This is a genomic window from Halomonas sp. KG2, assembly GCA_030440445.1.
Lineage (GTDB): Bacteria > Pseudomonadota > Gammaproteobacteria > Pseudomonadales > Halomonadaceae > Vreelandella.
The window spans coordinates 3,323,969-3,335,204 of record CP098528.1; the positions used below are offsets into that span (position 1 = coordinate 3,323,969).

10 protein-coding genes are annotated in these 11,236 nt (G+C 53.2%); 4 read left to right on the forward strand and 6 right to left on the reverse strand.

The annotated features are described in order from the left end of the window. Positions 1-7: 7 nt before the first annotated feature. Positions 8-1,045 carry a peptidylprolyl isomerase gene (locus tag NDQ72_15470; protein WKD27436.1) on the reverse strand — a complete coding sequence of 346 codons (1,038 nt, stop codon included), beginning with the start codon at positions 1,043-1,045 and terminating at the stop codon, positions 8-10. Positions 1,046-1,084: 39 nt separating this feature from the next. Beyond that, positions 1,085-3,532 carry an LPS-assembly protein LptD gene (locus tag NDQ72_15475; GenBank protein ID WKD27437.1) on the reverse strand — a complete coding sequence of 816 codons (2,448 nt, stop codon included), beginning with the start codon at positions 3,530-3,532 and terminating at the stop codon, positions 1,085-1,087. Positions 3,533-3,602: 70 nt separating this feature from the next. Between NDQ72_15475 and NDQ72_15480 the strand changes: the two genes are divergently transcribed. The 4 genes from NDQ72_15480 to speD all read left to right on the forward strand — a co-directional run bounded on the left by NDQ72_15480 (position 3,603) and on the right by speD (position 6,791). Further along, the gene (locus NDQ72_15480; GenBank protein WKD27438.1) at positions 3,603-4,613 is read left to right on the forward strand and encodes a phosphotransferase; all 1,011 of its coding nucleotides are present in this window, start codon (positions 3,603-3,605) and stop codon (positions 4,611-4,613) included. Further along, the gene (locus tag NDQ72_15485; GenBank protein WKD27439.1) at positions 4,610-5,287 is read left to right on the forward strand and encodes a nucleotidyltransferase family protein; all 678 of its coding nucleotides are present in this window, start codon (positions 4,610-4,612) and stop codon (positions 5,285-5,287) included. The genes NDQ72_15480 and NDQ72_15485 overlap by 4 nt, the downstream gene beginning before the upstream one ends. Before the next feature lie 70 nt (positions 5,288-5,357). Next, the gene (locus NDQ72_15490; protein WKD27440.1) at positions 5,358-5,777 is read left to right on the forward strand and encodes an OsmC family protein; all 420 of its coding nucleotides are present in this window, start codon (positions 5,358-5,360) and stop codon (positions 5,775-5,777) included. Between the two features lie 219 nt (positions 5,778-5,996). Then, a complete protein-coding gene (gene speD / locus NDQ72_15495; protein ID WKD27441.1) occupies positions 5,997-6,791 on the forward strand; it encodes an adenosylmethionine decarboxylase in 795 nt (264 codons plus the stop codon). A gap of 72 nt (positions 6,792-6,863) precedes the next feature. On the opposite strand, the gene lpxL is transcribed toward speD, so the two are convergent. The 4 genes from lpxL to NDQ72_15515 all read right to left on the reverse strand — a co-directional run bounded on the left by lpxL (position 6,864) and on the right by NDQ72_15515 (position 11,235). After that, positions 6,864-7,778: an LpxL/LpxP family Kdo(2)-lipid IV(A) lauroyl/palmitoleoyl acyltransferase gene (gene lpxL, locus NDQ72_15500; protein WKD27442.1), complete on the reverse strand. Its 915-nt coding sequence runs from the start codon at positions 7,776-7,778 to the stop codon at positions 6,864-6,866. A gap of 12 nt (positions 7,779-7,790) precedes the next feature. Next, the gene (gene alr, locus NDQ72_15505; protein ID WKD27443.1) at positions 7,791-8,891 is read right to left on the reverse strand and encodes an alanine racemase; all 1,101 of its coding nucleotides are present in this window, start codon (positions 8,889-8,891) and stop codon (positions 7,791-7,793) included. A gap of 120 nt (positions 8,892-9,011) precedes the next feature. After that, on the reverse strand, positions 9,012-9,983 hold the full coding sequence (gene rpoS / locus NDQ72_15510) for an RNA polymerase sigma factor RpoS (GenBank protein WKD27444.1): 972 nt from the start codon (positions 9,981-9,983) through the stop codon (positions 9,012-9,014). A gap of 154 nt (positions 9,984-10,137) precedes the next feature. Next, a complete protein-coding gene (locus tag NDQ72_15515) occupies positions 10,138-11,235 on the reverse strand; it encodes a peptidoglycan DD-metalloendopeptidase family protein (GenBank protein ID WKD27445.1) in 1,098 nt (365 codons plus the stop codon). Between the last annotated feature and the right edge of the window lies 1 nt (position 11,236).

Sequence of the window (11,236 nt, forward strand, 5' to 3'; positions counted from 1 at the left end):
TGGCTCATTAAAGGCGAATATCGACAAAAGCCTGTTCACGCATTTCACGCTGCCAGGTCTGTAGCTCTTCGTTAGCACGACGCTGGAAAATGGCCTGACGAACCTGCTCACGACGACTTTCATCCGTCACATCCTGACGGCGACGCTCTAGCACTTCAATGACGTGGTAGCCAAACTGGGAGCGCACTGGCTCAGATAGCTGGTTAGTACTCAACGACCCCATCGCTTCTTCGAAGGCTGGCACCGTTTGTCCTGGACGCACCCAACCAAGCTCGCCGCCATTCATGGCACTACCACGGTCGTCGCTAAACTCACGAGCGACGGACGCAAAGTCTGCCCCCTGCTGTAAACGCTGGCGAGCCTGCTCAGCGCGGGCACGAGCCTGATCTTCATTGCGCGTTGGCGTTAACTCTACCAATACGTGGCGGGCGCGTACTTCTTCAATAAACGCCTGACCCTGCTGAGATGGCTGCTGGCTCAAGAAGCGTTCAACATCGCGATCAGTCACGGTGACACGTTGACTAATTTGGCGCTGCTGTACTTGGCGCATCAGCATTTCGCGGCGTATTTCTTCACGTACGCCACCCAGGGTCATGCCGTCTGCCTCCACGGCATCGGCAAACTGTTCTAGCGTCATGCCGTTAGACTCAGCAATGGAGCGCAACTGGCGATTTAGCTCCGTGTCATCCACGCTAAGGTTGGCTTGGCGAGCCATCTGCAGTTGGATTTCATCCATCACCATGCGCTCTAGTACCTGCTGAGCCAGTTGGCTACGGGGCGGTAAGTCCCCCCCCTGGGTCTGCGCCTGCTGCTCTACCTGGGCAATGCGGTCATCAAGCTCACTGCGCATGATGACGCCGTCATTAACGACAGCCACAACACTATCCAGCATTTGCCGCTGGGTTGATTCGAAATTTTGGGCGTAAACCGATAGCGGCACAAGCGCAGCACTCGTTCCAAGACAGAGCGTCATCATGCCGCCCGCAGAAAGCAGCTTTGCCCGCTTTTTCAAGCCATCGGTCAGCAGGGTCATTCTGGTAGTCATAAAGAATCTCTTTCAGTCAGTCGCCATTTAACAAAATCGTTACAGCGGCGTTGGGCGGTAGCCAGGAATGGCCTGTTCAAAGTAGCCGTCAGCCTGTTGACCAACGCCACCAAGGCCACGGAATACAAAGCGTAAAAATAGCCCGCGATCATTAAAGTCATCACCCACAGGGGCGGTGTCGTTATCGTCTACCCACTCACGCCATACTAGCTGTAAGCCGTAGCAGCAGTCGTTCCATTGAACGCCTGCCAGCCGCTCAAGCGCACGGTCATTGGTTTGATCGTGCAGATAGCGACCAATCAAATCAATCCTCGGGCTGGCTTTCCAAGCAAGTGACAGGTCCCACTCTTCTCGGCTGTAATCTCTAAAGCCGTCATCACCGGGTACGACGCCTGGATCGAAACCTTCGATCTCCCAACGGTAACCAAGGTTCACTACGTGGCCAGCAGGATGGCGATAACGCGCATCAACGCTAGAGCGTTCGGTCTGTTCACGCTGGTCGTCGTATAACCATTCATAACCCGCACTCCACCGATCATTAATCTGCCAATCGAGGCGCGTCACCAACGGCGAGCGATCGCGAGTGGCTTGATAACGGCTAAGCGGATTCACATTTGGATCATCCTCTGGACGAGCAGGCAATGTGTCTGGGTCGCCTTCACTATCGATGCGACGCTCGGATAAATAAACACTTTGCCCAACCCCAAGCGTTAACCGATCCCGCCCGGTGGCGTCTTCAATAAAGCGAGATTGTACGCCAAGCGACACGCGATTGAGATCACCTAAACGATCTGCGCCTGAGAAACGATGAGGAGACCATAGCTGATCCCACGAGAACGCTCGCTCGCGGCTGTCAAAATCAGGCAGTTGTGTTTGGTTAGTACGTGGGACGTATGCGTAGTTCAAACGTGGCTCAAGGGTTTGGCGATAGTCTCGTCCGCTCAGCTCTAATTCACGCTCAAACACCAGGCCACTATCTATCGATGTGACCGCCGCACTACGGCTGGGAGACGTGCCTCGGTCAGTGACGCGATCGCCATAATCCAACTCATAAGCGGTATGCCATAACTCGGTACGCGGCTCGATATAGCCCCAGGGTTGCTCAAAACGCCAACCGATAGCTGGCGTGAGATGCAGGCGCGTGCCGATGGCGGCTTCGCGCTCAGGCACCTGTCGCTCGTCTACATCACGCCAGAAATAGGTCGCGTTAGAGCGCCATTGTGTATAGAGACCGCCGCCTAACTGCCAGTCAGAGTTCGCTGTCAAACTTGGCAGACGATAAAATGGCTTATCGGAATCACTCAGCGGATCTTCCAACCGCTGGAAGCCTTGGGCACGGGCATCTAACTGCCAACGCTCACCGCGGTAATCTACTTGAGCGAGCCGCTCCATACTAACGCGCTCACTATTGCCAAACTCACCACCAAAATCATCGAAATAGCGCCCATCGCTAGCGGCACCATAGCGCAATTGGTAATCACTGCGTGGCGCCAGCGTTCCTGCATGCTGTGCATCAATATACCAGCGATCATTGCCTTCGAAGCGGTTATCACCATTTTCGCTGCCGTCATCACTATTGATATATCCGCCTTCTACCGTCCCTCGACTCTCTTCAAGCAGGTAGCGGTACTCACCATTGAGCAACAGCCCACGGTCAGACATCCAGCGCGGTGTAATGGTGGCATCTTGATTTGGCGCTATATTCCAGTAAAAGGGCTGCGCATAGTCAAACCCCTCATTGGAAAAGCTAATAGAAGGTGACAGCAATCCTGTATGACGGCGGTCATCAATGGGGAAACGTAGCCAAGGCCAGTAAAAAATCGGTACGTCTTTTACTTCTAAACGTGCGTGCCGTGCGGTACCAAACCCTTCTGCTTGATCCAGCTTTATATCGCTGCTAACGAGTTGCCAGCTATTGGCACCTGGATCACACGTCGTAAATGAAGCATTGCGCAGACGATATTGCTCTTCACCGGTTTGCTCTAATTGACTGGCCTGACCACGTAAATGCTGTTCGTAAAGCACATAGTGGCTGTTGCGTAACGAGGCTCGGTCATCGTTGAGCATTAACGTGGCTTGTTCGCCGCGCACCAGCGCCTGGCCATCTCGTATGGCGAGATTACCTTCTGCATCTACGCGCTGGCGGTCGGCGGGTAAATACATCTGCGCCGCCTGTAGCTCGGTGTTTCCACGACGCAGTACAACATCACCGCGCAACAACGCTTCACCATCTGCGGCGTAATCGGCTTCCTGAGTCTCTACCGACAACATTTCAGGGTTATCCACCGCTGGCAAGCGGTAGTCAGGCATCACATATCGCCCTCGACACAGCTGATGCGGTGCTTCATCTTGGCTCCAGGCCTGCCAATCAAGCGCCTCGGCAGGCAGCGTCTGGCCTTGTGCCACCGCTGAAAATGAGGCGCCAGCGAGCAAACTGCCCAACAGCGTGTGCGCAACCGGTACGGTACGCGAGATTCGCTTGCCCATGTTCGTTATCCTTGGCATCCAGAATCGGTATTATACAGCCCGCATGATGCCCGACCAGCAAGGAGCTTGCATGTCCTCTTCTAGGATTGACGCCCTCACCCAGTGGGCGGCTGAACAAAATGGCCTAAATAGCGCCGCTATCCGCCTTTCTCCAGCGGGCGGTGACGCAAGTTTCCGGCGATATTTCCGGCTGACACTGCCCTGCGGCGATACTCGCATAGTAATGGATGCCCCCCCTACCCAGGAAGACTCAACGCCGTTCGTCGCTATCGGAAAGCGCTGGTACGCGGCAAAACTACCCGTTCCGCATATTTACGCCGCCGATCTCGACGCGGGTTTTTTGCTGCTTGATGACCTTGGGGATACCCCTTTACAAGCGCTATTCACTGATGACGCGCGTATTCAACAGAGTCATTTGGATGCACTGTCGTTACTGGCCAAGTTACAGAACCACGCCAACCCTGCCGCGCTGCCGCCTTATGATGCGACGCTGCTGAACCGAGAGCTCGACCTTTTTCCTGAATGGTGTTTAAAAAAGTGGCTGTCGTTATCAACGCCAGCCAGTTGGGATGCGCTACGTGGCCACCTTGTTGAGCAAGCCCTCAATCAACCCGTCGTCAGCGTACACCGCGATTACGATGCGATGAATATCATGGTGCACGACCAGCAGCTTTACATGATTGACTTTCAAGACGCGGTGGCAGGGCCAATCAGTTACGACGTTATTTCCTTACTGCGCGGTCGCTACTGCCGCTTTTCTCAAGCGCAGTTTATGCAGTTTGTCGACTCGTTCTATCGCCAAGCACGTCAAGATGGGCGTCTCTCTCGCCATATCAGCAATGATGAATTTCTTATCCAATGCCAAGCCATGGCCGCTCAACGCTGCCTAAAAGTGCTGGGAATTTTTTGCCGCTTAACGCTTCGCGATGCCAAACAAGGCTATTTATCACGCCTGCCGCATTTTTTGGCGCATTTAGAAGATAGCCTAACCGCGCTGCCCCAGCACAGCGAGTTTGCTGAATGGGTAAGTGGCACACTGCGCCCCGCCATTGCCCTACGTTTAGCGGAAAGCACGTTATGAAAGCGATGATTTTAGCCGCGGGACTTGGCAAACGAATGCGGCCACTTACCGACCACTGCCCAAAACCACTGTTACCTGTAGGCGATAAGCCGCTTATTGTGCATCACCTCGAACGGCTCAAGCGTGCAGGCATTGATGAGGTGGTCATCAACGTGAGCTATCGCGCAGAGCAGATCATGGCAGCACTAGGTGATGGAAACGACTACCAGTTACGGATTCTTTGGAGCCATGAAGAGACACCTTTAGAAACCGGCGGAGGCATTCAAAAGGCACTCCCTCTGCTTGGTGATGCCCCGTTTCTGCTGGTCAATGGGGATGTCTGGTGCGATTACATTCCCTCAGAATCACTGCTACAGGGAAGTGACGTCGCCCATCTTGTGCTAGTAGATAACCCTTCCCACCACCCTAGCGGTGATTTTTCCCTTATCAACGGGCGCGTTGGAGTGGAAGGCCACCAGCGTCTTACCTTTGCCGGCATCAGCCTGCTGCACCCGGATCTTCTTGCCGATCAGGCGCCTGGGGCGTTTGCCCTGGCACCACTGCTTAAGCAGGCAATGGCAGACAAGCAGGTCAGCGGTGAACACTTTTCAGGCCACTGGGTCGATGTGGGCACTCCAGAGCGCCTTGAGGCTCTTGAACACCACTTTTTGGCGCAACAGATCAGCAAGCGATGAAAAAGTGCGTCTATCGCTAGAAATGTTATGCTTCGCAACTACCTATAGGTGCCTAGATGAGGAGAGCGACGTGAAAGCACGGGTAAAATGGACAGATGGTCGCCAATTTGTAGCAGAGTCCGGTAGTGGGCACAGCGTCGTTATCGACGGCCCTCCTGACCACGGCGGCCGCAACACCGGCCCTCGCCCAATGGAAATGCTGCTGATGGGCATGGGTAGCTGCACCGCCTTTGACATTTTGAATATTCTTGATAAAGCCCGCGCTGATGTCACCGACTGTATCGCGGAGCTTGACGCAGAGCGCGCTGATGAAGTGCCCTCCGTGTTTACCAAAATCCACGTACACTTTGTGGTGACTGGCCGCAACTTAAAAGAGAAGCAGGTACAGCGGGCGGTTGAGCTCTCCGCAGAGAAGTACTGCAGCGCATCTATTATGCTGACACAAGGCGGCGTTGAGATTACCCACTCTTTTGAGATTGTCGACGCTTGAACTACTCGGAGCGCCATCTTCCCTGTTTATTAAAAAAAATAGCGCGGCTGGATGCATACCATGCGCTTGGCGGGCATAATACGCTCGCTTGTTTTTACCCCTACTGCGTAGCAAACAGCCGCTTTGCAGAAAGCGACTACAGCATCACGGTGACAAGTTACTATCGGTTCCGGCGCTGGCTCGTCGGGGTGTCTTCATCTGCCATAGGGAGGTTCGGACGTGTCAGATAATCTCCGACTCCACGGGTTTAATAACCTGACTAGCTCGTTGAGCTTTAACATTTACGACATCTGTTACGCCAAAACCGAAGAGCAGCGTGCGGCTTACATTGATTATATCGATGAGCTTTACAACGCCGAACGTTTGACGCAGATTCTAAAAGACGTCACCAATATTATTGGCGCTCATGTGCTCAATATTGCTCGTCAAGACTATGAGCCCCATGGGGCCAGCGTTACGATTCTGATTGCTGAACACGAGCTGGATGAAGCAAACCCAGAGCAAACTGAACCAGGCCCTGGACCGCTACCTGAAACAGTCGTAGCGCATCTTGATAAAAGCCACGTGACCGTACACAGCTATCCTGAGTCGCATCCTGACAACGGCATCAGCACCTTTCGATTGGATATTGATGTGTCTACCTGTGGCCACATCAGCCCATTGAAAGCACTGAACTACCTAATTCACAGCTTCGACTCTGACATTGTCACCATGGATTATCGGGTTCGTGGCTTTACCCGCGATGTCGATGGTAAAAAGCTGTTTATTGATCACGACATTACCTCGATCCAGGACTACTTGGCAGAAGATACCAAGCACGCCTATCAGATGATCGATGTGAATGTTTATCAAGAGAACATGTTCCACACCAAAATGCTGCTGAAAGACTTCGAACTTGATAACTATCTGTTCGGCACATCGCGCCGCGACATTACCTTCGAAGAAGCACGGGACATTGAAAGCCGTCTGCGCAAAGAGATGCTAGAGATTTTCTACTCTCGAAATCTGGACTAACATCTGCTTTCAAAATTAACGAAAAGCCGTTCTGCTTGGTAGCAGAACGGCTTTTTTTGTTAACGGATGTCGCTAGTAAACGCTTGGCTCACCTTCCGGACGCGTTTTAAAGCGCCGATGAAGCCATAAGTACTGCTCAGGATACTTACGAATAGCTTGTTCAATAAATTCATTTACCCGAGTAGCGTCGGCCATTTCATCACCGCTTGGGAAGTTATCAAACGCGGGCAGGCAGCTGATGGTATATGTCTGGTTATCAGGATTGCGGTGGAACATCAGCGGCACCACCGGCGCCCCCGTCATTCTGGCGATTTTTGCGGTCAGCCTGATGGTAGCGGCTTGCTGGCCGAACAGTGGCGCGAATACGCTGACATCGCGGCCAAAGTCTTGGTCCGGTGAATACCACACAATATGGCCCGACTTTATTCGCCGAATAACACCACGTAAGTCATGCCGATCAATCGCCTGACCAAAAATTCGCGAACGGGCACGGGTCATAAAGCGTTCGAATAAGGGGTTGTTGTGCGGTCGATAAACCACATCAGCAGGGCGAAATAGCGAATGCAGTGCGCCCCCTAAATCCAGTGTGGAGAAATGAATCCCAACCACCAGCACGCCCTTGCCTTGCGCTTTAGCCCGTGCGAGATGCTCTTGGCCTTGGTAGGCCACCCGGTGCCGTAACCCTTCCACGTCACGGCACCAACCAGTGGCTGTTTCCACTAAGCCAATACCGTTGGCGATAAAAACCTCTTTTACCAAGCGGCGCTGCTCATCAACACTTTTTTCAGGGAAACAGAGTGCAATATTTGTCTCAGTGATATGCCGCCGGCGTTTTATAAAGCGCCATGCCAATAAACCAATTATTTTCCCCACCCATAACTTAAGCCGCCAGGGAAACCAGGCAACAAGATGCATCGCGCCTATCGCAAGCCAGGTTGGCCAATAACGAGGGTGCGCAAACGACTGCGGATATGAGCTTTTAGACATACTGGTAACCGTTTAAACAAAGGCCCCATGGTAGCGGCGCGGCGCTCTTGGTAGCACTCCCGTTAACAGGGTATAGCTGATGGTATCGCAATAGCGTGCTACCTCATCAATTGACAACACAGCACCGTTGCTAGCGGCTCCCCACAGCACCACCTCACTACCGATAGCAGCCCCCGGCACGTCGGTAACATCTACGGTTAGCATGTCCATTGAGACCTTGCCGGCAATCGCACAGCGCTGGCCATTTACTAACACCGGGGTGCCGTCTATGGCGTGGCGATCATAACCATCGCCATAACCCGCTGCAACGACGGCAATTTTAGAACGCCGAGATGCACGCCAGCGGCCACCGTAGCCAACCGGTTCACCCTCCTCTAGTTCACGAAGGGCAATAATTTCGGAGCGTAAGCTCATCACCGGGCGCAGTTGCCGGGTGATCTCGCTGGCGTCTTCCAGCGGGTCACTGCCATACAGCATGACACCAGGGCGATTCCAGTCACCATGGGCGATTGGCCATGCCAGTGTTGCGGGGGAGTTTGCTAAGCACAGGGGCGCATTTAGCGCTTCCGCCAATGCCGTTAAAGAGGCCATTTGCTGATTAAAGTAGCTGCCCTCACGTGCATCTGCTGTCGCAAAGTGGCTCATCAAATGCAGCGCTGTCACCTGTGGTGCGCTAGCTAATCGCTGCCAAACATCAGGTGCCTCGTCTAGAGAAAAGCCTAAACGATGCATACCGGAATCCACTTTCATCCATACTGGAATAGGTTGGTGGGGTGAAAAAGCCAATAAGGCCGCTACCTGCCACTCACTGTGAACGCTGATCCAAAAATTGTGCTGATCAACGAGCGCCAGCTCGTCAGCGGTAAAAATACCTTCCAGCAATACAATAGGTTTTTTAATTCCCCCTTCACGCAGGCTAATCGCTTCTTCTATGCAAGCGACAGCAAATGCAGGCACCTCAGCTTCTAGCGCACGCGCGCACTCAAGCGCACCGTGACCATAAGCATCCGCTTTAATAACGGCTACCGAGCGACTTTGAGGGGCACAGCGGCACGCTAGCTGATAGTTATGACGCAGGGCGTCTAAATCAATATGGGCCACCAAGGGGCGCATCACGTTTCTCACTTACACAGTCAATAGTTAACGGTTGATCAACCAATGGGCGTCAAAAACAACGCACCGAGCGTTGAACTCGGTGCGTTATGGTCGGTGTTACACAACAGCTTACCGCGATTAGCTCTCGAAAATAGCGTTAAGGGAAAGGCCCTGTTTTTCCAATGAGCGGCGCAGTTTCTTTAGTGCTTCTACTTGAATTTGCCTAACACGTTCGCGAGTTAAGCCAATTTCTGCACCAACTTCTTCCAACGTAGCGGACTCATGGCCTCGCAAACCAAAGCGGCGTACAACCACCTCTCGCTGCTTATCACTTAGCTCATCCAACCAGTGGTCTACGTGCTCACGCACATCGCCATCCACTAAGCATGCTTCCGGCCCTAGCACATCGTCGTCGGTTAACGTGTCGATTAACGGCTTATCGCTTTCGCCACCCATTGGGTAATCTACCGAGGAGACGCGTTCATTAAGCCCAAGCATCTTCTTAACCGTTTCTACTGGCTTGTCGAGATGATCGGCGATCTCTTCTGCAGTGGCTTCATGATCAAGCTTTTGGGTCAGTTCCCGCGCGGCACGCAGGTAAATATTTAGCTCTTTAACCACATGGATCGGCAAACGAATGGTGCGCGTTTGATTCATTAACGCACGCTCAATGGTTTGTCGAATCCACCACGTGGCATAGGTAGAAAAGCGGAACCCTCGCTCAGGATCAAACTTTTCCACCGCCCGGATTAGCCCAAGGTTACCCTCCTCAATCAAATCAAGCAGCGTAAGCCCTCGATTAAGATAGCGCCTGGCAATTTTAACAACCAGGCGAAGGTTAGACTCGATCATCCTTGACCGTCCAAGCGGGTCACCTTTACGCGCTAAACGGCCATAGTAGACTTCTTCTTCCGGCGTTAATAACGGCGAAAAACCAATTTCATTGAGATAGATTTGTGTCGCATCCAAGCTTTGAGTCGATTGACGCTCATCACGGCTCAACGCTTTTTCAAAGGCGTCTTCCTCCGCGGAAACATCATCGACACTATCCAGCGCCTCTTCAACAGCGTCCAGGTCAACCTCCTGTAGATCCTTCTCCAGCATACTCATGGTAGCATCCCCCGTTATTTCGCCTAACCGCCATTTAGAAAGGTAAAGGTGGCCGCACTCCCTGTGCACTTACACCATTTTTGTTATATGACGCCCTAACTCTAGCTATTCGGGTACCCCAAGCACACCAACTGAAAGGTTCGCTTGGCAATGATTAACGGGACGGCAGATAGTCCAAGGGATTTTGAGGCTGCCCATCACGGCGTACTTCAAAGTGCAGTTTGACGCTGTCTGCATCGCTATCCCCCATCGTGGCAATCACTTCTCCCGCTTCAACGACATCATTTTCTTTAACGCTTAAGCTATCATTATGCGCGTAAGCACTCAGATACTGATCGTTGTGTTTGAGTAGTATTAAGTTACCGTAACCCCGAACGCCGCTACCCGCATAGACAACGATACCAGGGCCTGCCGCCTTGACAGGTTGCCCCTTTTGACCGTCGATATCAATCCCAGCGGTGATAGAGCCCCCCTGGCCAAACTCTCCGGTTACCTGGCCTGTTGTTGGCCATTGCCAGTTAATATTATCAACAGGTGTAAACGTGCGTGAGGAGCGGTCAACGCGAGCGGTTTGGCTCGGCTGCTCAGCCTCAGCAGGCGGCGTAGTCGCTGCTGGCTCAGGCTCTGGAGCTGGTTCAGGCTTGGGCTCTGGCTTAGGTTCAGGCGTTGGTTCCGGCTCACTCGTAGGCTCTGGCTGAGACGCCTCAACAGTAGACGTCGCCTCGGTGTTAGCGGCACTTGCGCTATCAGCCACTTGCTGCGCGGCGGCCACCGACGCTTGCTCAGCAGCTTGCTCAGCACGTTCCGCCCGCTCAGCCGTTAAACGCTGGTTACGCTCAATCGCACTCTCATCGGGCAGCAACCAATCTAGCTGCTGATCGTTGCTGGCCACGGAAGTCGCTTGAGGATTCAGTCCTGTTGCAACAGCGCCCGACGCAGGGCGCTCTGGGGCAGAGGAGCCTGCTGACGGGTTACTTGATGCCGCCGCTCCTTCACGCAGCGCAATGGTTTGGCCTGGGTAAATTTGATAAGGCGCATCAATATTGTTGATTTGCGCCAACTGGCGATAATCAAGATTGTGCTGCCATGCGATGCCATAAAGGGTATCGCCTGTTTTAACAGTATATTGAGGTGAGTCTGCTACCGCGCGGCGCGCTTCACTTAAATCACGCACTTGTGGGGTGTTTTGCTGCTGATTGGCGCAGCCGCTGACCGCTAACGCCAATACTGACATGATGAAAACCTTACGCATG

Excerpts from the sequence above, each read along its gene's own strand:
- NDQ72_15475 (WKD27437.1), bottom strand. The coding sequence starts at position 3,532 with ATGGGCAAGCGAATCTCGCGTACCGTACCGGTTGCGCACACGCTGTTG.
- NDQ72_15470 (WKD27436.1), bottom strand. The coding sequence starts at position 1,045 with ATGACTACCAGAATGACCCTGCTGACCGATGGCTTGAAAAAGCGGGCA.
- NDQ72_15515 (WKD27445.1), bottom strand. The coding sequence starts at position 11,235 with ATGCGTAAGGTTTTCATCATGTCAGTATTGGCGTTAGCGGTCAGCGGC.
- alr (WKD27443.1), bottom strand. The coding sequence starts at position 8,891 with ATGCGCCCCTTGGTGGCCCATATTGATTTAGACGCCCTGCGTCATAAC.
- lpxL (WKD27442.1), bottom strand. The coding sequence starts at position 7,778 with ATGTCTAAAAGCTCATATCCGCAGTCGTTTGCGCACCCTCGTTATTGG.
- rpoS (WKD27444.1), bottom strand. The coding sequence starts at position 9,983 with ATGAGTATGCTGGAGAAGGATCTACAGGAGGTTGACCTGGACGCTGTT.
- NDQ72_15485 (WKD27439.1), top strand. The coding sequence starts at position 4,610 with ATGAAAGCGATGATTTTAGCCGCGGGACTTGGCAAACGAATGCGGCCA.
- NDQ72_15480 (WKD27438.1), top strand. The coding sequence starts at position 3,603 with ATGTCCTCTTCTAGGATTGACGCCCTCACCCAGTGGGCGGCTGAACAA.